This is a genomic window from Metabacillus schmidteae (assembly GCF_903166545.1).
In the GTDB taxonomy this organism is placed as follows: Bacteria; Bacillota; Bacilli; order Bacillales; family Bacillaceae; genus Metabacillus; species Metabacillus schmidteae.
This window is the reverse complement of the sequence record NZ_CAESCH010000001.1, coordinates 1,658,647-1,682,417: the sequence shown is the minus strand read 5'-3', so window position 1 is coordinate 1,682,417 and position 23,771 is coordinate 1,658,647. Positions and strand designations below refer to the sequence as shown.

The following is a 23,771-nucleotide window of genomic DNA, read 5'->3' as shown; positions in this document are numbered from 1 at the left end:
AAAAGCTCCAATCCCTTGTAAACCAAGGAATTGAAGCCTTCTATATTAAAGTCCCGCTAATCTAGTTGTTTCCAAACCTGTTCATATACTTTCTTTAAAGGAATTTTATATGTACTCGCAATATTTTTACATTCCTCAAATTCAGGTGCCCTTTGGATAACTTGTCCATCATACATCCCTTCCTTAACAGTTACAGGTCCCCATTCCGTTTGAACCTGCCTAAACGTCCTTTCTGCCCTAAATACTGTTAAGGGATAATACCTTATACCAAGAGTTGTGGTTTCTTTTAGCAAAACTTCTCTTATCGTACCAAGTTTTTCACGATGACATAGAAGCTGAAGTAACACACCTGGTCTATTTTTTTTCATATAAATCGGTGTATAAAAAACATCATTTGCACCTGCTTCAAAAAGTAAATCCATTACATACCCAAGCCATTCTCCTGAAATATCATCAAGATTCACTTCTACTTTGAGCATTTGATCATCAATATGTTCCTCGTTTGGTGGTGGTTGAGAAATCATGAAATTACTCCTATCCGTTACCTATTCCCCTATTACTACTCTTAATACATTTGGTCGATCTTTAAATGTTTTTGTTCCTGCTCCATATCCGATTGCCTTTACTTCCATGGACGGAAGTGTACAAAATTCTTCAGAGAGGACCGATACAATGGCAGCTCCAGTTGGGGTGGTCAATTCAAATCTAACATTACTTTGTTCGATTGGAACACCTTTTAACATTTCTAACGTTGCAGGAGCTGGTACAGGATAAATTCCGTGATCGATGTGAATTCTTCCTGTTCCTACTGGAATAGCTGACGATTTTACCTTTTTAATACCTAACTGATGAAGTAATATGGCCGTACCAATAATATCAATAATGGAATCAACCGCACCTACTTCATGGAAATGTACGTTATCAAGAGGTAAACCATGTATATGCCCCTCTGCTTCACCAATTTTTCTAAAAACTTTTAAAGCTGTTTCTGTTACTTCACTTGAAAACCCTGCAGACTCTATTAATTTAACGATGTCTTTGTAGGTTCTGTGATGATGGTGATGTCCATGCTCATGATGGTGGTCATGGTCATGAGTGTGTCCATGCTCATGGTGGTGGTCATGGTCATGAGTGTGTCCATGCTCATGGTGGTGGTCATGGTCATGAGTGTGTCCATGTTCATGGTGGTGGTCATGGTCATGAGTGTGTCCATGTTCATGGTGGTCATGCTCATGTTGATTTTTTAGTATCACATCAAATTTCGTACTAGTAATACCATTTTTAACAACTTTTTTCCATTGGAGTTCATACTCTTCATCTATTTTAAGTTTTTTTAATTCTTCCACAAGATATGCCGGGTCTCCTCCAACATCAATAAGAGCCCCAATCATCATGTCACCGCTAATTCCAGAAAAACAGTCTAGGTAAAGTGTTTTCATTGTTGTTCTTCCCCTTTTTGAGCTAGTCGATCAATTAAAACTGCGTTATATGCAGCTCCAAAGCCGTTATCAATATTGACTACACTTATCCCTGATGCACATGAATTTAACATCGTTAATAAAGCAGACAATCCATTAAAATTTGCTCCATAGCCTACACTTGTTGGAACGGCAAGGATTGGATGACTAACGAGACCTCCAACAACACTTGGAAGAGCGCCTTCCATTCCTGCCACAACAACGGAAACTGTAGCATTCTGGATTTCTTCTATAGAATCAAATAAACGATGTATTCCTGCGACACCCACATCATAAAATCTCCTAACATTGCTTCCCAATGCCTCAGCTGTTACTGCCGCTTCCTCTGCAACCTTTAAATCTGATGTTCCTGCACAGACAATGGCAATATACCCTTTGGATTCCTCACTTTGCTTTTCATCTTTCCAGAAAAGAATTTGAGCGATCTCATGATAAGTAAATTCAGGATACTCTTCTAGAATATGTGTTGCTTTTTCTTTAGAAATCCGTGTAACAAGTACGTTATTTTCCTTTGATCGGATCGCTTTAATAATAGCTAAAATTTGTTCTTTCGTTTTTCCCTCACCATAAACGACTTCCGGGAACCCTTGTCGCTTCTTTCGATGATGATCAACCTTTGCAAATCCTAAGTTTTCATATGTTGAAAGCTTTTCTTTTGCTTCATTTATAGTTAATGATCCCGTTTGTACTTCCTTTAAAATATCTTCCAGCATTGTTTTTTCACTCACCTTAGTTTAAAAGCTTTTCCTTTATTATGCTATATTTAAAAATGCTTTGCTATGTCTTTTACCAATGCCTCATATTTTTTATAGATTTCTAAATAGTTTTTATGTCTATTTTCATCTGGCACAATTGGAGAACTCATCGGAATATTTTCTTTAATTTCTTCAAAGGAAGAAACTTTATCAAGAGCAACTAAGCCTGTCCAGGCTGCACCCCATGCAGCACTATGATGACTCTCGGAAACATAAACTTCTTTCCCGAAGATATCAGCAAGCATTTGAAGCCACAACTTTGATCTCGACAAGCCACCGTTTACATAGATTTTTTCTGGTGCACCTGCAAGACTTTCCAAGCTTTGTCCAATTTGATAGATGTTAAAAGTAATTCCTTCTAAAACGGCACGGACAAAATGTTCTTTCTTATGAGTAATACTCATTCCGAAAAAATTACCTTTTGCTTGTTGGTTCCATAATGGTGCCCTCTCACCATTTATATAAGGAAGAAAAATTAACCCCTCAGCACCCGGATCTACCTTTTCAGCTTCTTTTGTAAAATCATCAAAACTACCTTCATAGTTTAAAAGTTCCTTCAACCATTGTAATGCGATGCCACCATTATTTGTTGGACCGCCAATAATTGAATAATCCTCTGTAAAGGCATAGCAAAATGTTTCACGTTTATCTGTTATGCTGAAACCGTTTGTAAATTGTCTGATAGCTCCACTTGTTCCGGCAGTGATGGCTACCTCTCCAGAGGAAATGGCTCCAATTCCCAAGTTAGCCAATTGTCCATCTGCTGATCCTAGTACGAATGGTAAATCCTCTGAAACTCCCATTTCTTCTGCGATTTCTTTTTTCAGTCCACGTAAGACCGTCGTAGGTGATGCAACTTCCGAAAGTTGCTCCTTCTTAATACCAGTCATTTCCATTAATTCATGATCCCAATCAAGCGTATGTGCATTCAATAAACCTGTTGAAGTTGCCATTGAATAATCAACTACTCGTTTGTTAAACCATTTTAAAAGGATATATTCCTTAATCGAAATAAAATAACTTGCATTCTCATAAGCCTTATATCCTACCTCTTTCATCCACAATAATTTTGATAGTGGTGTCATCGGATGAAGCGGCACACCAGTTTTTTGAAAGACTTTCTCTCCATTCTGCTCTTTCAACATTTCTGCTTGCTCAATACTTCTTCCGTCTGCCCATATAATTCCGTTCGATAAAGGTCGATATTCCTCATCAATACAGACTAGCGAGTGCATAGCAGAAGAAAAGCTAATTGTAACCAGCTCGTCCTTTTGAATATTCGCTTTCTTTATCACATCTCTCACAGCTTTTACAGCAAACTGCTCAATTTCAATAGGATCTTGTTCTACCCACCCTTGCTGAGGGTATAGAGATGAAATCAGTTCCTCTGCTTCTGCCACTACTTTTCCAGTCATTTCAAAAACAACTGCTTTTACACTTGTCGTTCCAATATCAAGTCCAATAACAAACTCCCTTAACATCTAATCATCTTCTTTCGACAATATTCTCTTCTTTTCTATAGAAAAGGCCTTGGACTAATTCCAAAGCCTGTTTGATTATGATAGAACTTTATTCATACTACCGCTCTTATATCCAATTAAATCTAAAGTTATATATTTATATCCGTATTTTGTTAGTTCACTAGCGATCATCTCATGATTCTCAAGGATAATCTTCATATCATTTGGTTCAACTTCAATTCTAGCCATTTCCTGGTGTGTTCGAACACGTACTTGACGAATATTTAGTGTTTTTAAATATGCTTCTGCTTTTTCGACTTTTGTCAGTTTTTCAATTGTTATCTTATCTCCATAGGCTATTCTTGAAGACAAACAAGCAAAGGAAGGCTTATTCCAAGTTGGTAAATCTAATTCTCTTGAAAGTTCTCTTATTTCATCTTTAAATAAGTTTGCTTCCTGCAAGGGACCACGTACTCCCTTTTCCTTCGCAGCCTTCATTCCTGGTCGAAATTCATTTAAATCATCTGCAATAACACCGTATACGATATTTTGAAATCCCTCTTTCTCCATAACAGGGATCAGATGTTCAAATAAGCTGTTTTTACAAAAATAGCATCTGTTTCGATCATTTTCTGTATATCCAGGAATCGCTAATTCTGATGTTTCAATTACTCTATGTTTTGCTCCAATTTTTTCAGCTAATTCTTTAGCTTCCTCAAGCTCACTTGAAGGATATGTTTCAGAATCGGCTGTTACAGCTAGTACATGCTCAGGTCCTAGTGTATCTACTGCTACTTTCAGCAGAAAGGTACTATCAACTCCACCTGAAAAAGCGACAACAACTGATTTCATCTCTTGGAGAATTGACACTAAACTTTGTAGTTTTTCATTCATCGCTGCCTTCTCCCCTCTCTCTAACAATACTAATATACCAGATCCTTTACCGATGGATCTATATTAGATTGTCATGCTGCCAAAACCGCCGTCTACACGAATAAGGGCACCTGTAACAAAGCTTGATGCACTCTCTGAAGATAACCACACCGCTGCACCTTGTAGTTCATCCGGGCTACCAAATCGTTTCATAGGTGTGTGATTCATTATCGATTCAACACGCTCTTCACTTAATATTTTACGATTCTGTTCAGCTGGGAAGAAACCCGGTATGATCGCATTTACCCTAATACCATGTGGGGCAAATTCACGTGCAAGGAATTGGGTCATGCTATTTACACCTGCTTTTGAAACGGAATACGTAAATACTTTTGAAAGAGGTGTTGTAGATGAAACAGAAGAAATATTAATAATACTTCCTTTTCTTCCTTGGTCAATCATTTTCTTAGCGAAAATTTGACACGTAATCATCATTCCTTTTAGATTAACATCCATGATGTCATCCCATTCTTCATCAGTTAATTCAAAGAATGGTGTTGAGCTGTTTTTCCCTGGTGCATTTAGAAGAATATCAAATCCGCCAGACCACTCTTCAATTTCTTTCACTACATTTTCTAAAGATTCACGCGAGCTTACATCTGCCTGAAATGCTTTTGCCGTACCGCCTGATTCTTCAATTTCTTTTACAACTTCGTTTGCTTTTTCGAGGTTACGGCCAACGATTGCAATATTGGCTCCATGTGCAGATAGTCCACTGGCAATAGATGAACCTAAAACACTGTTACCACCTATTGCTACGGCTGTTTTTCCTGTTAAATCAAATAAATTAGACATCTTAGAAGTCCCCCTCATTCTATTCATAAAACAAATGGCATATGTTAAGTGATCAGGTAATTATGATAAGTTTCCTTCTTCATTAAATGTAAGTTCAAAAAGATCTGATAGTTGCTCCATATCCGGATGTTGAGCTACATGATCGATCAAAGCTTCTGAGACTTCAATTTCAGCGATATCTAATGTGTTTTTAATACGAACCATTTTCACCTTTGTAAAATCCAAAATATTACATGTTTTAATCGCTGCTTTAATTGCATCTTCATCATTTGCTAATGTCGTAGCGATTTTTGTAGGTGCACAAACTGTTGAAGTTAATCCGTTTGCATACGTTACTTCCCGATCCATTTTGTCAACAAGACGCTGTGTTGTAAAATCTGCAGTCCCAACTCCATTGGCATTTCCTTCTGTTTGATGAGTTAAATCAAGCACAACCATTTTATTTACATCAGGTCCGCCTTTAGCATACGGTGTTGGGTAACGTCCTGTAATATTTGGATCCATTCCGTCACCACTTATGTTTTTTCCAATTTCATCAATAACAAGGACATCAATTTGATCAAAGAACAGTTTTGGCAATAATTGCTTAGCTAATGCTTGTAGTGCCGGTTCTTTTTCTTCAATCTCCTCAACTGGTAAAACCTCAACCCTTGCTACTTTATCAAATGCGTTTTCAAGTGTGGCTACACCGAATAAAATTGGTGTTTTTTCCATCATCATTTTTGCCATAGCAGGTACATTTTCCGCCATATATTTAAACCCTAACTGATGAGTTGCTTCTGCTCCTTTTTGCTTTCCTAATCCAATACTAATCATTTTCATTATGCCGCTCTCAACAGGTCCCCGGAATGCAGTATGTGGTTTTATACGATTGATCACTACAATTCCATCTGCCTCTGAAGCATATTTATCTATATAAACAGGTAAGCCGTTAGGTAATTCCCCTAATTTTATGACTTCCATTGAAGAACGAATTTCGGCTTTTACGCTTTCTTCAGTTACACCAAGATGGGCTAAAACATCACGTTGACCTTCAGCTGTCGCTCCACCATGACTCCCCATACTTGGGACGATAAAAGGCACAGCACCTAAATCTTTTAAGAATTGAACAGTAAGTGCCGTAATCTCTACAAGTCGATCTACACCTCTGCTTCCGACAGCTACGGCAATTTCCATACCCGGCTTCACCTTTGAACGAATGGATTCTTGTTGAAACTTTTCTTGTATCACTTGTTCCAGGTTTTCTATTTTTGTATTATCAAAGTTCTGCTTCACTTTTGCCATTTTTGGGACAGGAATATCTTTTAATAGATCTTGAAGTATACCCATATTTTTTATCTCCTTACCGTTCAGAAAAATATTTTTTTGCGTTGTTGAAACCTATGTTCTCGACCATTTGCTTTAATATTCTTTCATCATTTGGCACTTTTCCTTCTTCAACCCACTCACCAATGATGTTACAAAGAATTCTTCTGAAATATTCATGGCGGGGATATGATAAGAAACTACGAGAATCAGTTGTCATACCAATAAAATGACTTAATACGCCTAAGTTAGCTAAGTCTTTCATCTGTCTAACCATTCCATCGTATTGGTCATTAAACCACCAGCCTGAGCCGAATTGTACTTTGCCTGGTACACCTTCTTCGAAGAAGTTGCCAATCATTGTACCCAATACATAATTATCTCGTGGATTTAAATTATAAAGGACCGTTCTAGGTAATTTTCTTGCCTGATCCAACGTATCTAAGAAGCGGGATAATCCTTCTGCCAGCAGGTGATCTCCAATTGAGTCAAATCCGCCATCAGCTCCAATTTTTTCCTGCATAAATGTATTATTATTCCTTAATGCTCCCATATGCAGTTGCATAACCCATTCTTTGTCAGCATACATTTTCCCTAGCTCAACAAGCATGTAAGAGCGATATCCAATTAGCTCATCATTTGTTACTTCCTCGTTATTCAAACGCTTTGAAAAGATCTCTTCTACTTTACTTTTCGGTAGTTGTTTATAGGCCATAAGTTGAATATCATGATCAGATGCATAACATCCGTGTTCAGCAAAATAATCTACTCTTTGCTGTAACGCATCGACTAATTCATTAAGAGATCCGATTTCTATACCCGAAACAGACTCCAGTTTTTTCAACCATTCTGGAAAGCTCGCTCTTTCAAGATATAAAGCCTGATCCGGACGGAATGTTGGTGCTACTTCAACAGCAAAAGTTGTATCTTCCTTTATTAACTTATGAAACTCAAGTGTATCTGTCGGATCATCTGTCGTACCGACTAGTCGAACATTCGATCTCTCAATATACCGACGAGTTGTAAAGTCATCTGTTTGAAGCTTTTCGTTGCATTCTTCCCAAATTTCCCGCGCAGTATCTGGTGACAGAAGCTTATTAATTCCGAAGAACGTTCTTAACTCCATATGTGTCCAGTGATATAATGGATTTCCAAATAAATGAGGGACAGTTTCAGCCCATGCTTCAAACTTCTCCCAATCACTTGCATGACCTGTAATAAAATCTTCTTTTACACCATGAATACGCATCGCACGCCATTTATAATGATCACCTGCAAGCCAAAGCTGTGTAATATTTTCGAACGCTTGATTTTCATAGATTTCCTTAGGACTTAAATGACAATGATAGTCAAATATCGGTAAATCCTTCATGATGTTATGATAAAGATTTTCTGCCGTAGCATTAGTTAATAAGAATGAATCACTTAAAAACGGTTTCATTTTATCTCCTCCATACCCTATTATTCTTTAAAAGATTTTTTTATATTCTCTGTTCGTCTTATACTTTTGTGTTATAATGTGTTTACTTCTATTAATTAGTTTACAAAACAAATTAATAATCTATGTGTAGAATATCATTTCTGCTATTTCTCGTCAATCATTTGCTGCCACTTCTCTTATGACTGTTTTTTGTAAGATGTGGCAGAATGTATAATAGATTTCGTTGATGATTTTAGAGTTAATTTTTAAAGCTGTATTTTCAAAGTTTTTTGCTTTTGAGGACTAATTTTAACCTTTAACTGTATTAATAAATAACAAAGTATACGAGAAAACAGACTTTCAAAAAAATGTAAGGGTGATTTACATGGCAACAGGTGACGCTGCCTATATAAAAAGTATTAATAGACGTTTAATTATAAGTAAAATTATTGAAGCAGGCATGATCTCAAGAGCAGATTTATCAAAGATTACGAAACTAACAAGAGCAACTATTTCTGTTCAGGTAGCTGACTTATTAGAAGAAGAATTAATTGTTGAATCACAACAGGAACATAATAGTGTTGGAAGAAAACCGATTATGCTATCCATAAATCTAAAAGCGGGTTATGCATTAGGAATTGATTTGGATCATAAACATATTACTTTCACACTTTCTGATCTTGGGGGAAATCCTGTAAGCACGGATATTATTGAGTTAAAAAACTCTAGCTATAACGATATTCTTAACATACTCATAGCTAAAATTAAACAATATGATGATGAATATTCCGAAAGTCGATTCGGTATTGTAGGTGTCGTTATAGGAATTCATGGGACTGTCTCTAAAAATGAAATAATTAACTTTATTCCACAACATAAATGGAAAGATAAAAACTTAAAAGAAGACTTAGAAAAAGAACTCAATATGCAAATTCATATAGAAAATAATGCAAACCTATGCTCATTTGCAGAAAGAGTATTCAAACATCATCATAGTGAAAATTTAGTCAGTATTAGTATGTACTCCGGTATTGGATTAGGTGTATTAATAAACGGTGAGCTTCTTAAGGGGTATCATGGTTACGCTGGAGAAATGGGGCACATGATCATCGTACCTGATGGAAGGCCTTGTAACTGCGGAAATTCGGGTTGTTGGGAATTATATGCTTCAGAAGCAAGTATCCTACAACAGCTTAGGGAATTACATTCTAATCAGAATCTAGCATATAAAGATGTACACACCTTTATCGCGGATCAAAATCAAGTAACGTGCGATGTTTTGGATTCATTTATTAAGTATGTTGCAATTGGTTTAAATAATATTATTAATTTACTAAATCCGGAAACAATTGTTTTGAATAGTGAGTTATTAAAAATGTATCCTGATGTTATCAAGAAAATAGAGTCAAACCTAACTTCTTCTATAAGCAATTATCATGAAATATTGATTTCTGATCTAGGAAAACAAGCAGCAGCATTGGGGGCCTGTGCCTTAGCAATCAAAAGTTTCCTGGATGTACCTGATATCCGTTTAACGATTGAAGAACATAATCTTGCCCTTTGAAATCTATACAAAAAAAACCCTGCCATTGAAGGTAGGGTTTTTTATTCATTAATTTGAAGATAAGTGTTTAGTAGTCGATCAGCAACGTGTTGAAATTGGAATTGCTTGTTCACATACTCTCTTCCCAACATACCAAATGACTTTTTCTTTGAGGGGTTTGAAAATAAATAATCTATTGCATCTGCAAATGCTTTTGGATTGTCATAGTCATTTATGACAAGTCCATTTTCCCCATGTTGAATAACTTCTCCATTTCCTCCACGATTTGTTGTAATAATAGGAACTCCAGCTGCCATCGCTTCATAATGGACACGTGCTAGTGGTTCATGCCATTGTGAACTGCAAACAAATATATCAGCCATGACTAAATGTTCTGGTATCTTCTCTGTTGGGACGTACTTTGTGAAGAGAACACGAGTAGAAAACCTCGAACTAAGATCAAATAAACTTTGAACGTAATCATCAACAGTATTATCACTAAACCACTTTCCACCTACGATAACCAGCACAATGTCAGGATATTTAGTAATTAAATGATCCAGTGCTTTTATTAACAGGTGTGGTCCCTTGGTTTTACTTAATCGACCAATAAAAAGAATGACTTGTTTTCCTTGAAGATTGTATTGTTTGCGGACTCTTTTTCGTATGATTTTCCCTTGTGTTTCAAAGACAGTTTGGTATTTTTTTAAATCGACACCAGAATAAATGACATGGACTTTGTGGGAGGCATGGGGAAATCTTTTAACGATTGTTTGCTTTATATATTTACTGACTGTTGTGATTGCATCTGCACACTCAATCGCTTTTAACCCTTCTTCTCTTGTTAATTTTAATTCTGAAAACATATCATTATGGAGACTAAGAACAAACTTGCTATTTGGTGAGGACTCTTTGTATAGAGAGATATGACTGGGTCTGTTAAAAACATGGATTACATGAAATTGTTGTTTTTTTATTTCATCAGCAACATCATTTATATAGGTTTCTTTAGGAAAACGGATATATTCTATGAATGATTGCTTCTCAGTATTAGGAAGAGATTGATCAGAGATGGAAAAGATCGTCAGTTGATGATCATGAAAAAAAGGAACAATGCCATCAATCATGATTTGAATGGCTCCACCTTTTATAGCAGGTGACGGCAACTTTTCTGTACATATAAAGGCAATTCTCATTCCACTTTCACCTCTACAAATCATAAACTGATCGGATATAGTTCATTTCTCGTGCTAAACCTTCCTTTAATGATATTTTAGGATCATAGTTTAGTAATGTTTGAGCAAGTGTAATATCTGCCCAAGTATGCTTTGGTTCTCCACTAACTTTATCTGTGTAGTTTATTTTGGCTTTTTTTCCTGTTATCTGTTCCAGCATCGTAATGATTTCATTGATAGAAGCTCTTTCCTTTCCCCCTATATTTATTGTCCTGCCAATTAGATGATCGTGATGTAATACTGATGATGTTGCCTCCACACAATCACTAATAAAAGTAAAATCTCTTGATTGAGTACCGTCTCCAAAAATCGTAATCGGTTCTTCTTTTAAAATTTGAGCGATAAATCGGTGAAATGCCATATCTGGCCGTTGGCGTGGTCCATAAACTGTAAAAAACCTAACAACTACAATCGGTACATTGAAACTCTTATTATAAACATGACAAAGGTATTCACCAGTTAACTTTGTAATTCCATAAGGTGAAAGTGGAGTAGGAATTGAATCTTCTGATACTTTCCCGCTTTTTTCACCATAAATAGATGATGTGGATGCATAGATGAATTTTTTGAGGTTTTTGGTTTTAGCTGTTTCCAAAAGACGTTGAGTAACTAATATATTATATGTTACATAAGGATCAAAGTCTTTTCCCCAACTAGATCGAACCCCGGGCATACCAGCTAAATGATAAATTGTATCGACTTCAGATAATAAATTGTCTAGATCCGCGGTGAGTAGATCTGATTCAATGAACTGAAATCTTGGATGATTCTTAAGTGATTGAAGGTTAATTTCTTTTAAATTTATTGGAGTTGGTCCTATAAAGGTATCGACACCAATTAGTTTATTTTTTGGATCGTTTAGCAGCTTCTCACATAAATGAGATCCGATAAAGCCTGCAGCACCCGTAACTAGTATTTTCATGAGCGAGCAACTCCAACATATTCAAATCCATTTTCATATACTTTTGATTGATCAATGCAGTTTCTTGCATCTAATACAACATTTCCCTTCATCAGCTGCCTAAGTTTCTTCCAATCTAAATAAAGAAATTCAGCCCATTCTGTAGCGATAATAACACAATCAGCATCAGTAACTGCCTGCTCTAATGTAGGAAATTGAGTAATGTTTGGTTCCCCTAAAAAAGGTAAAGTTGCTTTTGGATCATACGTGTTAATGGTACAACCTAATTGACTCAGCTTTTTGATAAGATGAACAGCCTGGGATTCTCTAGTGTCATCTGTATTTGGTTTAAAAGCAATACCAAGAACTGAAATCGTTTTCCCTTTCAACGACTCAAATACCGTTAAAAGCTTTTCAATATAATAATCAATTTGCGTATCATTTGTTGTTTGTATAGCTTGTAATATGATAGGAGTTATCTTTTTATCAATTGCACTTTGTTCTAAAGAACGAACATCTTTAGGGAAACAAGAGCCTCCATAACCTAGTCCTGAACTAAGAAAGTGTGGGCTTATTCTTGGGTCTGTACTTATTCCTCGAACAACGTCATCAATATTGACTTCATATTTATCACATATTCTAGCCATTTCATTAATAAATGAAATTTTTGTCGCTAAAAATGCATTAGATACATATTTAATCATTTCTGCACCTGAAAGACTTGTTACAACATAGGGTGCTTCTATTCCTTTATAAAGAGTCTTTATAATATTTAATGATTTGTTGTCATATTTGTTTTTTCCAACTACAATTTTATCAGCATGTAACATATCGAAAAGTGCTGATCCTTCTCTTAAAAATTCAGGGTTTGAGACGATTGCAAACTGTTCTGGATCAATTCCTTTTTGTAGTAATCTAGCATATATCTTTTCGTTTGTACCAGGTGGAACTGTACTTTTCGTAATGATTGTTTTATAGTCTGTAAGAACTCCCGCAATCATATCGACTACACTGTATATATATGTTAAGTTCGTTTTTCCATCTGGGAGGGATGGTGTTCCAACTGCAATCATGATAACTGAAGCTTTGCGAATATTTTCTACAACTTCAGAACTAAATATTAAATTTTCTGCGTTTCGAGAAATAACCTCCTCTAATCCAGGCTCATAGATCGGGACTTCTCCCTTATTTAATGAAGTAATCTTCTCTTTATTTGTATCAACACAGCAAACAATGTGCCCTAAATCAGCTAAAACAGCTGCAGAAGTAAGACCAACATATCCTGCGCCTACAACACATATCTTCATCTCTATATCCCCTCTCCAAAAAGATTGTATATTTCTTATTGTATTTGTGGATAAGCTTATTTTGTCATAGTGCATCAGCACAATTAACAATGAAAAACATAAAAATGGCTGAGGTTTTAATTAATAGTATGAAAAAAATCCTCCTGGTAGGGGCAAATAATCGAGGATTTTAATAGAATATAGACCGGGACGTGCACAAATAATGCAATTCTTTATGCCGTGACCTCTTTTGTAAGGTAAGAGGAGTTATAAAGCCAACACGAATGACATTACAAGCCAATTATTTTTGTCACTATGTCTTGAAATTAGACAGACTGCGTTTAGCAGTCTAGTTTTTTTATACTATTCATCTTCATCAGAAACATCTTGCATAGAAAATGGTAAATCCATTGATGAAATCTTACTACAATGAATTAATATCGGGACCCCGCCATAACTGTAAAATTGATCAATCATAAACAAAGCTATACTTGTTCTTGGATAAATTTTTTTGAAAATAGCATTATAATAAGACTTATCATTTGTATGAATATTCACCTCAGAACCTGATGGTAGTGAACGTAAAATTGCACAGTAGTCATCCATAAACTTCCCCTCCGATTAGAGTGACATGTCTTCTATTGTAATATATGAAAAACAGGACAAATGTGCTTGAACAAATACCCAAAAATCTATAAAAGAGGATAAAAAACTGTCATCAATAGAAATGTACAATTTTTTTACGGTCAATAAATTGATAAAGTTGTACTATATCAACTATTTTTAAACTTACATAAATTAATATAACTTCCAGCAAACTTTTCTACTTAATACGAGGGTTTTAGAATTTAATTCTATTTATCTTTTAATATGTTTATGGGTCTTATTCAAGTGTACTTTAAATAGTAAATAGCTCATCTATTAAGAGTAAAGGTTGGAAAAAAAAAATCCGGGGGGAAATAAAATGGAAAATGTGAGTTATGGAGAAGATATTTGTGGTTCTTATGAACAAACAGGACAAGAAGGTGAGACTGTTGAAGAGTTATTAACTGAAGAACTAAGTGAATTACTTGTTGATATGGAAAGCGAGCAGCAAGAGGGTAAGTATAAATTTCATGGCGACATCGATGATGACGACGAAGATGATGACGATGATGACGAAGATGATGACGATGATGACGATGATGACGACGATGATGACGACGATGATGATGACGATGATGACGACGATGATGACGACGACGATGACGACGATGACGACGATGACGACGATGATGACGACGATGATGACGACGATGATGACGACGATGATGACGATGATGATGACGACGATGATGACGACGATGATGACGACGATGATGAAGACGATGATGACGATGATGATGACGACGATGATGACGACGATGACGACGATGATGACGACGATGACGACGATGATGACGACGATGATGACGATGATGACGACGATGATGACGATGATGACGATGATGACGACAAATAAATTATCATATTCGCATATATAATTAAATCCCTCTTTTCCTTAAGAAATTTACTTAAGGAAAAGAGGGATTATTTATCGGATAAAATATTTTATAAGAAACTATTAAATCTTTAAAATGTGTAAAACGTCCACAAGGATAAATGTTCATTTTTCTTGTGGACGTTTTCTCACATTATCAGTTTTATTCAAAAGATCTATTCATTAAGTTTTCAAGAGAAGATTTCACTTAAATCTTAATCATTTCTCTTAGTGCTGCTTTTAATGCATTCCTCTTTTCCTCTCTACTAGTTATTATGTTACTATTTTCCTTACTTGTTTTTGTTTCTGCTTTTGTTTCTGTTTTTGTATTTGTCACTTCAGTTTTATCTTCTGCATTAATCATTTGAAGTAACGAATTCTTTGTTCCTTCCATAGTTGAAATTCGTGAATTTACTAAAGAAGATCTAATCATGTCTCTTAACGCAGCTCTTAGTAAGTCTTTCTTGCTATTTATTGCCTTATTTTTTTCCATGCTTGTTTCTTTGTTTGGAATATCCTTTTCTTCTACTTCAATTGATTGATATACAGGTGCCGGATCATTTACTAAAGCATCAATATTTTCTTTTTGTAAAGATTCTGTTTGGTCTAGGTTATTATTTGGTGAATCAATCGTTGGTAATACTTCATGTTGGGACACATTTAGCGGTGCTGCAAATGATTTTCTCCACACCTCAAGAATGTCAGAGGCAACCCTATCCCATTGATATAACCTAAGAGCATACTCTCTTCCTTTTTCCCCCATTTTCCTCATCAAAGAACGATTCGAAAGTATTTGAGAAATCTTTTCTACAAAAACACCAGGATCTTCCGGATTTTCTACCACAAGTCCATTCTCATTTAAGTTGATAACTTCGGCATTTCCTCCTCTTGCTGTTGTTACAATCGGAAGTCCTGCTGCCATTGCTTCGTAATGAACTCGGGCAAGTGGTTCTTGCCATACTGATGTACAAACGAATAAATCAGCTGCTGCAAACCAATTTTGGATTTCACTTGGGGCAACAAATCCTGTCGTAACAACTGGTATAGGCAATTTCTTAGCCAATGCTCTTACGTAAGCTACATAGTCAGTCACATCATTTTGACTAAACCATTTGCTCCCAACTATGACAAGGGCTAAATCCTTATGTTTTTTTGAAAGCTCGGGTAGTGCTCTTACTAACCTATCCACACCTTTATTATTGGAAAGTCGCCCTGCAAATAATAATACCGTTTTATTCTCTAAACCATTTGCACTGCGAAGTTCATTCCTTATTTTTTGCATTTTCGGATGATGACCTGGTAAAAATCGATTTGTATCAACTCCGGAATATACTGTATGCAGCTTATGCGCAGCCTCCGGATATAAATCACGAATGACATTTCCAACATAATTACTTATCGTAATAATGTTAGCCACTTCGTTTATAACTGCTTTTGCTTCTTCTGGATTAATTTTTTCAGGTTGAAACATATCGTTATGCATACTAAGAACAATTTTTGAATTTGGTGCCGCTTGTCGGACTGGAAGGACTAAACGAGGTCGGTTAAAAATGTGAATGAGATCGAATTGGTTGGCTTCCACATAACGGATCACTTCTTCTCGGTAAATCTCTAGTATTTTTCCTGGAACACGTACATACTGTATACCATCAATAGTTTCTTGATCCGGCAGAGATGGGTCATTTACTCCTAAAACTGTAATGTTATGGGCGTTTCTTAAATGAGGCATGCTTCCGGCAATATAGGTTTGAATGGCTCCACCAAGTACGGGAGGTACAGGAAGCTTTTCCGTACAAATCATTAATATTTTCATATTATTCTACTCCCTTCCAATCGTCTTTAATTTCCTCTAGGATCGGCCATTTTGTTTGGTCAGTATCAACAATTGTTTGAATCATCGTTATGACAGCTGGATCATTTAAGAAAGTTTCAGGATCATATACGACTTCCTTGATATTTTTGTAAAATTCATTCGGTAAAGATAAATCGATCATCAAGAGATTATATATATCTTGTGAAATCGGGTTTGCTTCGTGATAAGCTTTAATCATTTCTCTTATCCAGGTTGCATCCCACCTAAATAAGTCTGCCATCGTACCTGTGATTAATTTTCTTAAATCACGGATTGGAATATCATATGCTACACCATCAAGGTCAATAATCCACATTCCGTTGGAACCCATTTGACCATTTGACCAACCATAATCCTGGTGAACTAAGCCCCAATATTCATTGCCTCTACTTGCCAGTTCAAGGTAGTTAGATTGAGTTAACATATCAAGGCTTCTTTTTGCCTGTTCTTCAAATTGATCAACAACGGCTAATATATGAGAGCTTACAGGTAACTCTTCATAAGCCCTGGCAATATTACGAAACCACTCCATTTTATTCACTGTTTTTTGGTAATTTTTTGGCCATTTTAACACCCTTGAGGCTATTTCAGCTTGAGGAGGCGGAACATATCCTTTCGTTAAAGCGTGGAATTCACCAAGAGCATGACAAAGATGTTTTGCTCCTTCTAAATCTTTTGTAACGGGTACTAAAGATTCAATCCATTCGGCAACAAACCATAATTTCCCTCCGGCCTCAACGTAATTTTTTCCATCCTTCGTTTTTACAATAGGCGGTACTCTTGCCTGCCTAACGTCTACAAGATATTCCTGAGCTCCTAGGCTAAACTTACTTCTTGTAGGTCTGCGATGTAATAGTTTTATACTTTTTGGGCCTGCACTAGTTTCTATTTTCCATATTGCGCCACCTTTATCAGGTTTTGTGGTGACGATTTCAAAACTTTTTACAGAGAAATCGTAATGAACTAGGACATCATGTGCCATTTTTTCAATGTATTCAGGAACGTAAAACTCATGTTGGGTAAGTTCATCCACTTCCCATGGCACAATTAGCTGCTGCTCCATGAAAACCCCTCCTTTAATAGGTCAAAGTCATTTCTATCAGAAAAATAAAATTGCAGCATGTTTTTCTTGTTCATCTTAATGGCGAATCTTGTAAGTAATGGAAAATGAGTTTGAAGGATTCCATTTCATAATTCCTTGAAGTTGAATTATTTTACTAAATGAGTAATTGAACGTTCTAGTAATATATAAGAAGTTTGAAAAGATGATGTGGAAGTAAGGGAAAGACATTTCCATTTTTCATTAGTAGTTTTTCTGAAGAATATACTTTTTATTAAACTATGACAGAGGATAAATTTTGTATAGGACAGCTCACCCAAGTCTATATGATATTGTTACTTAATCGGTCCATTCCCTCCCGAAGAAATACAAAAATTTCCGAAAAACTGAGCTATTCTCTCATACAGTTTAGGTTATTTTACAATATGAATATAGTAACAAAATAATTTGAGCTTGTTTTATTGAAGGAGGGGTAGGTATGAAAATTCGCAAAGCAATCATTCCGGCAGCAGGATTAGGCACACGATTCTTGCCTGCAACCAAAGCCTTACCAAAAGAAATGTTACCGATCGTGGATAAACCAACCATACAATATATAGTGGAAGAAGCAGTTGCATCCGGAATTGAAGACATTATTATTATAAGTGGTCGTGGAAAACGTTCGATTGAGGATCATTTTGACCAATCGTATGAATTAGAAGATACATTGATAAAAAAGAATAAACAATTACTTTATGAAGAAGTTCATAACATCTCAAGCTTGGCTAATATTCACTATATCCGTCAAAAGGAACCAAAAGGTTTAGGACATGCAATTCAATGTGCGAGGAGTTTTATAGGTAATGAACCTTTTGCCGTTTTACTTGGAGATGACATTATTAAATCCCAAACACCTTGTTTGAAACAATTAATTGATGTTTACAATCGATATCATTCCTCAATTGTAGCAATCCAGGAGGTATCTGAAGAGGATGTGTCAAAATACGGTATTATTAAGCCAAAAGGAAGAAATGTTGATGATCACATCATTAATATTGATACTCTCATTGAAAAACCAAAAAAAGAAGTTGCACCATCACGATTTGCCATTATGGGACGTTATGTGTTAAGACCGGAAATTTTCGAAGTATTACACAATGTATCACCTGATAAAAGCGGAGAAATCCAATTAACTGATGCAATTAAAATTTTAAATGAATCTCAAGTCGTTTATGCTTATCAATTTGAAGGGGATAGGTATGATATTGGCAATAAAGCTGGATTTATTCGTGCAACAATCGATTTTGCATTAGAACGTGAAGATTTACGAGATGAGGTTATTCATTATTTAAGGAAAACTGTTGCTAAAATGGATAAATGATGTTTGTTTTTAACTTTGTTGTCTATAAGGAGTATTGTGTGTGGTTGATTTCCGCTACAGGATTCTCACTTTCCGTGGGGCGTGCGGTGAGCCTCCTCAGCGCTTTGCCCTTGCGGGGTCTCACCTGTCCCGCTGCTCCCACAGGAGTCTCGCACCTTTCGCTCCAATCAACCTAAAATAGTTTAGTTTACTATAGGTCTTAAAAATAATAATCTTACAAAAAAATCTTAGACTGTAAACAAATTTTATTAATTCACAGTCTAAGAGATTTTAAAACTGAATTTTTTAAAGCTTTATCAGTTACTAACCAATGAAAACAATTGAGAACATATTATATTAATACCTATGATCAAGACATCCAGTTTGTATGGAAAACTCCTTCTTTATCAACACGTTGGTACGTATGTGCACCAAAGTAATCACGTTGTGCTTGCAGGAGATTTGCTGGTAATGTTTCACTACGATAGCTATCAAAGTAAGCAATTGCGCTTGAGAAAGCAGGTACAGGGATACCATTTTGTACTGCTAATGAGATTACTTTACGCAGAGCTGATTGATAATTTGTGGCAATTTCATTAAAGTATGGATCTAATAACAAGTTTGCTAATTGTGGATCACGATCGTAAGCATCTTTAATTTTTTGCAGGAATTGAGCACGAATAATACATCCACCTCGGAAAATCATTGCGATATCCCCATAACTAAGATTCCAATCGTATTCATCTGATGCAGCTCTCATTTGTGCAAAACCTTGTGCATATGACACGATTTTACTTAAATATAGAGCTTCACGTACTGCTTCAATTAACTCTTCTTTATTTCCGTTAAATGCAGCAACCTCAGGACCCTTTAATAGTTTACTAGCTTTTACACGTTCTTCTTTCATCGCTGAGATAAATCGTGCAAATACTGATTCCGTAATAATAGGAAGTGGAATTCCTAAGTCTAGAGCATTTTGGCTTGTCCATTTACCAGTTCCTTTTTGACCTGCAGTATCAAGAATAACATCTACTAAAGGCTTTCCTGTTTCGTCATCAACCTTTGTGAAGATGTCAGCTGTAATCTCAATTAGATAGCTATCTAACTCGCCTTTATTCCATTCAGAAAATACATCGTGTAACTCAGCTGCACTTAATCCAAGTACATTTTTTAGAATAAAATATGCTTCACAGATTAATTGCATATCACCATATTCAATGCCATTATGAACCATCTTTACATAGTGACCTGCACCATTAGGTCCTATGTACGTTACACAAGGATCTTCATTAACTTTTGCAGAAATTGCTTTAAAAATTGGTTCTACAAGCTTGTAGGCTTCCTTCTGACCTCCCGGCATAATAGAAGGTCCTTTAAGAGCTCCTTCTTCACCACCAGATACACCTGTTCCTATGAAGTGAATGCCTGTTGATTCCAATTCCTTATTTCGTCTAATTGTATCTTGGAAGAACGTATTTCCACCATCTATTAAAATATCACCTTTTTCGAGGTATGGCTTTAATGATTCGATTGTAGCATCAGTTGCACTACCAGCTTTAACCATTAACAATATTTTACGTGGTGTTTCTAATGATTGAACAAATTCTTCAATCGTTTGTAATCCAACAAAATTCTTTCCTTCCGCTTCGTTCTTTAAAAATTCCTCTGTCTTATCATAAGAGCGATTGAAAACAGATACTGAATAGCCTCTACTCTCAATATTTAGCGCAAGATTCTTTCCCATTACAGCTAAGCCGATAACACCAATTTGTTGTTTTGACATCATTATTTTCCTTTCTAAATAAATTCGTCTTTAGTTTCCGGGCAAAAAATTACCACTAAAATAAACCTTCTAATTAATTTGTTTTGTAAACTAATTAATAATAGAAAGATACCATTTAATATGTTGTTGTGTCAATATAACAATTAAAAACGTTATCAAAATGCTACAGATTAATAGAACGTTTCAGTATAAGAAGGTGCCTTTTCTACATATTTAAGGGCTTTTAAATATTTTATTTTTCTTAGAGTATTTCTTGTGGATGGTACATTTCTATTTGGGAGAAAATACATCTGAAAGGAGTGTAAAAGATGAAAAAGCAAAATAACACAACTAATCAACCAACAATTGCAGAAGGAATGAATACTGAGGATGAGTTGCAACAAGATGCTACCACAGACGAAATTTCTAAAGGAGAATACACAAATGTAACAACTCTCTCTTTAGATGAGAATGACCCAAGCTAATTGAAATTGATATATGGTCAAAATACTTCTACACCGTTGTATTAACGGTGTTTTTGCTTTCTTATTCTCTTAGTTCTCAATATAGGTATGACTTAAAAAACTGAATTTATACTGTTGACTTCTATACAAAAAGGAAAAAACGTCTCAAATCCCTAATTAAATGGATTTAAGACGTTCCTTCCTAAATTCTTAATATAACTTTACAAAGCTACAGTATATCCTTTAGCTCCCTTTTTTAATTCTTCTCCATTTACATACAGTTTGCGTTCTTCATTTTCAGGTAAATAGAAGTTAATCGATTCATATGGAAGCTTGTATTCTCCATTAATTTTATAACTTACTTCTATTTTCTCAGCATCAGCATTCATTTGAACAGAGACGATTGTATGATTTTCTTTGTAGTTAGCTGAAACACCGTCATCCTCATAAAGATCATAAGATGCACTGCCTGATTGCTTGTGTGGGAATAACCAGAATCCTCGTTCATCCTTCTCTTTATTTTGGAATGTAGAGTCTGCATCATTAATTGGGATAATGCTTCCCCCTTTAATTAATAAAGGATTATATTCTAACGGTGCTGGAATAGTAACAGTCTGACCACCTTCATACCATTTAGATGTATGATAATCATACCAACCACCTTCATATGTTGGTAAATAGACTGTTCTTTCTCTTTGTCCTTCTTCAACAACTGAAGCAACAAGCATAGATTCACCTAACATGAAATCATCATTTTCTTCAAATGTTTTTGTATCAGATTCAAATTCATAAAAAGTAGGACGAAGGATTGGCTCATACTTTTCATGTGCATTGTATAAAGCAGTATAAAGATATGGTGTTATTCTATGACGAAACTTGATTAAATCTCGAATCGTATCCGTTGTCTCTTCATACATCCAAGGAACATTAACTGATTTGTCATCATTCCATGAATGAATGGTAAAACGCGGATGGAAAATTCCGTTCTGTACCCATCTAACCAATAATTCCGGTTCTGGAGCCGGCCCTGAGAAGCCGCCAATATCATGTCCAATATTATAAATACCTGACAAGCTTAACCCAAGTCCCATTTTGATATTGTATTTTATGGATTTCCAACTTGTATAGTTGTCACCAGACCATGTTTGCACGTAACGCTGCATACCCGGGCTTCCTGATCTGGAAATTAAATAAGGCCTAATTTCTGGAGCGAATTCTTTTTGTGCTTCGTATGATGCTTTCATCATAAGAAGCGGCTGCAAAGAGCGCACAGCTTCAAAATTGATCCGCTCTCCAAATCCATTACATTGTGCATCCTTAGACCAGATTTCAAACTCATTATTATCATTCCATGTGGAATCGATGCCATATTCAAGTAACTGTTCTGTTACTTTTTGTTTCCACCAATTAACAGACTCTTCATTTGTAAAGTCAACATACGCGCCCACTTCATCCCAGAATTGAGCCATTTCTGTATTTCCATCACCTGATTTAATAAACATCTCTTTTTCATTTAACTCACTAAAAAGAGGGTGATCATTTAATAAAGCAGGTTTAATATTGGCACAAAGTTTAACACCTTTTTCATGATAGTGATTAAATAATCCTTTTGGATCTGGAAACTTATCTGTATTCCAATTAAACACATAACGTTTGTCTTCTATTGATGTATATCCTGAAGATAGTTGAAAAGAATCACAGATAATATCATGCTCTTCAACTTCTTCAATAAACTTATTCAATTGCTCTTGAGCATTAGGAGCATCCGTATAAGTCATAGTTGAGCCTGAATAACCGAAACTCCATTTAGGTGCAAAAATTGTTTTTCCTGTTAACCAGGAATATTTTTTCACAACATCTTTTACTTCAGGTCCTAACATGACATAATAGTCTAAATCTCCATCCATCGATTGGTAATAACGATACCACCCATGATAATTATCCATTTCCTGTCCCATATCGAAGATGCTTTGTGCCATATTATCATAAAAGATACCAAATGATATCCCTGTTTGCTTACTTCTCGTAATATAAAATGGAATATGTTTATACAAAGGATCAGTATGTTGAGCATCATAGCCCATTGGATCAACGCTCAACATTCTATAACGTTTCCCATATCTGTCCATTTCTCCACTTTTTTCACCAAGTCCATAATATTGTTCATCTTTCGTGCGTTGAAGATAGTGAAAATTTCCTTCGCCTAATGAACCGTCAAAATTATATGCTTGTGTATATCGATCAGCAGCAATTTGCTTCACATTTCCTTCACTGTCTTTTGAGTACCATGTAATTTTAAATCCGTCTAAATTAATATCCAGCTTTAACATTTCTGTCTCAACTGTGAATTGTTTCCCATTATCTTGGAATGAATATTCCGGTAAGGAAAACGGCGATAAATCCAGACGATCTCTACCTTTAAGAGGCACGTCGTCCATTCCTGGAGCGACTAGCCATGTATTCTTTACTTCTAACTGATCACTTTTGGTCATCAATACCCTTATCATATCTTGTTCCAGCACAATAATTCTAGCTAATACATCAGAATCCTCTAGGCTGAAAGATAAAATATTATTCTTTTCTTCTACAAATCGAAATTGATATTTTCCTCTTAATGACATCGAATCACCTTTTTTCTTTATGTTGTCAGTATTTTTGTTTATT

At 35.6% G+C, this 23,771-nt stretch carries 18 protein-coding genes and 1 pseudogene; 4 read left to right on the top strand and 15 right to left on the bottom strand.

From position 1 onward, the window contains the following. Positions 1 to 56: 56 nt before the first annotated feature. The 7 genes and pseudogenes from larC to uxaC form a co-directional block, all read right to left on the bottom strand. Positions 57 to 1,391: pseudogene (gene larC / locus HWV59_RS27015) on the bottom strand (nickel pincer cofactor biosynthesis protein LarC). Positions 1,392 to 1,435: 44 nt separating this feature from the next. Continuing rightward, positions 1,436 to 2,191, bottom strand: coding sequence for a nickel pincer cofactor biosynthesis protein LarB (larB, locus tag HWV59_RS08025; RefSeq protein ID WP_175638547.1), 756 nt, complete (start codon positions 2,189 to 2,191; stop codon positions 1,436 to 1,438). 50 nt (positions 2,192 to 2,241) lie between these two features. Continuing rightward, complete coding sequence (locus HWV59_RS08020) at positions 2,242 to 3,714, bottom strand: gluconokinase (RefSeq protein WP_175638546.1); 1,473 nt, start codon at positions 3,712 to 3,714, stop codon at positions 2,242 to 2,244. Positions 3,715 to 3,789: 75 nt separating this feature from the next. Next, the gene (gene larE / locus HWV59_RS08015; protein ID WP_102230104.1) at positions 3,790 to 4,587 is read right to left on the bottom strand and encodes an ATP-dependent sacrificial sulfur transferase LarE; all 798 of its coding nucleotides are present in this window, start codon (positions 4,585 to 4,587) and stop codon (positions 3,790 to 3,792) included. Between the two features lie 63 nt (positions 4,588 to 4,650). Next, positions 4,651 to 5,421: an SDR family oxidoreductase gene (locus HWV59_RS08010; protein WP_102230103.1), complete on the bottom strand. Its 771-nt coding sequence runs from the start codon at positions 5,419 to 5,421 to the stop codon at positions 4,651 to 4,653. 60 nt (positions 5,422 to 5,481) lie between these two features. Beyond that, positions 5,482 to 6,750: a nickel pincer cofactor-dependent isomerase, group 22 gene (locus HWV59_RS08005; protein ID WP_175638545.1), complete on the bottom strand. Its 1,269-nt coding sequence runs from the start codon at positions 6,748 to 6,750 to the stop codon at positions 5,482 to 5,484. A gap of 13 nt (positions 6,751 to 6,763) precedes the next feature. Next, a complete protein-coding gene (gene uxaC / locus HWV59_RS08000; RefSeq protein WP_175638544.1) occupies positions 6,764 to 8,167 on the bottom strand; it encodes a glucuronate isomerase in 1,404 nt (467 codons plus the stop codon). A gap of 364 nt (positions 8,168 to 8,531) precedes the next feature. Here uxaC and HWV59_RS07995 point away from each other — a divergent pair, with 364 nt between their 5' ends. After that, positions 8,532 to 9,710 (top strand): ROK family transcriptional regulator, encoded by a 1,179-nt coding sequence (locus HWV59_RS07995; protein WP_175638543.1) that lies wholly within the window; start codon positions 8,532 to 8,534, stop codon positions 9,708 to 9,710. 41 nt (positions 9,711 to 9,751) lie between these two features. On the opposite strand, the gene HWV59_RS07990 is transcribed toward HWV59_RS07995, so the two are convergent. The 4 genes from HWV59_RS07990 to HWV59_RS07975 form a co-directional block, all read right to left on the bottom strand. Next, on the bottom strand, positions 9,752 to 10,885 hold the full coding sequence (locus HWV59_RS07990) for a glycosyltransferase family 4 protein (protein WP_175638542.1): 1,134 nt from the start codon (positions 10,883 to 10,885) through the stop codon (positions 9,752 to 9,754). Positions 10,886 to 10,898: 13 nt separating this feature from the next. Then, positions 10,899 to 11,846: an NAD-dependent epimerase/dehydratase family protein gene (locus HWV59_RS07985; protein WP_175638541.1), complete on the bottom strand. Its 948-nt coding sequence runs from the start codon at positions 11,844 to 11,846 to the stop codon at positions 10,899 to 10,901. After that, positions 11,843 to 13,132: a UDP-glucose dehydrogenase family protein gene (locus tag HWV59_RS07980; protein ID WP_175638540.1), complete on the bottom strand. Its 1,290-nt coding sequence runs from the start codon at positions 13,130 to 13,132 to the stop codon at positions 11,843 to 11,845. Before HWV59_RS07980 ends, HWV59_RS07985 begins: the two co-directional genes overlap by 4 nt. A gap of 342 nt (positions 13,133 to 13,474) precedes the next feature. Continuing rightward, complete coding sequence (locus HWV59_RS07975) at positions 13,475 to 13,717, bottom strand: hypothetical protein (RefSeq protein ID WP_175638539.1); 243 nt, start codon at positions 13,715 to 13,717, stop codon at positions 13,475 to 13,477. 358 nt (positions 13,718 to 14,075) lie between these two features. Between HWV59_RS07975 and HWV59_RS07970 the strand changes: the two genes are divergently transcribed. Then, positions 14,076 to 14,612: a hypothetical protein gene (locus tag HWV59_RS07970; RefSeq protein ID WP_175638538.1), complete on the top strand. Its 537-nt coding sequence runs from the start codon at positions 14,076 to 14,078 to the stop codon at positions 14,610 to 14,612. A gap of 226 nt (positions 14,613 to 14,838) precedes the next feature. Here HWV59_RS07970 and HWV59_RS07965 read toward each other — a convergent pair whose 3' ends face one another. After that, the gene (locus HWV59_RS07965; RefSeq protein ID WP_175638537.1) at positions 14,839 to 16,443 is read right to left on the bottom strand and encodes a glycosyltransferase family 4 protein; all 1,605 of its coding nucleotides are present in this window, start codon (positions 16,441 to 16,443) and stop codon (positions 14,839 to 14,841) included. Between the two features lies 1 nt (position 16,444). After that, positions 16,445 to 17,545, bottom strand: a complete 1,101-nt coding sequence (locus tag HWV59_RS07960; protein ID WP_175638536.1) for a CotS family spore coat protein — start codon at positions 17,543 to 17,545, stop codon at positions 16,445 to 16,447. Positions 17,546 to 18,020: 475 nt separating this feature from the next. Here HWV59_RS07960 and galU point away from each other — a divergent pair, with 475 nt between their 5' ends. Further along, a complete protein-coding gene (gene galU / locus HWV59_RS07955) occupies positions 18,021 to 18,902 on the top strand; it encodes a UTP--glucose-1-phosphate uridylyltransferase GalU (protein WP_175638535.1) in 882 nt (293 codons plus the stop codon). A 349-nt stretch (positions 18,903 to 19,251) separates the two neighbouring features. Here the strand turns inward: galU and gndA are convergent, their stop codons facing one another. Further along, positions 19,252 to 20,664 (bottom strand): NADP-dependent phosphogluconate dehydrogenase, encoded by a 1,413-nt coding sequence (gndA, locus tag HWV59_RS07950; protein WP_102230091.1) that lies wholly within the window; start codon positions 20,662 to 20,664, stop codon positions 19,252 to 19,254. A gap of 308 nt (positions 20,665 to 20,972) precedes the next feature. Between gndA and HWV59_RS07945 the strand changes: the two genes are divergently transcribed. Then, positions 20,973 to 21,128: a hypothetical protein gene (locus HWV59_RS07945; protein ID WP_175638534.1), complete on the top strand. Its 156-nt coding sequence runs from the start codon at positions 20,973 to 20,975 to the stop codon at positions 21,126 to 21,128. Positions 21,129 to 21,328: 200 nt separating this feature from the next. On the opposite strand, the gene HWV59_RS07940 is transcribed toward HWV59_RS07945, so the two are convergent. Next, on the bottom strand, positions 21,329 to 23,728 hold the full coding sequence (locus HWV59_RS07940) for a glycoside hydrolase family 31 protein (RefSeq protein ID WP_175638533.1): 2,400 nt from the start codon (positions 23,726 to 23,728) through the stop codon (positions 21,329 to 21,331). Positions 23,729 to 23,771 lie beyond the last annotated feature (43 nt).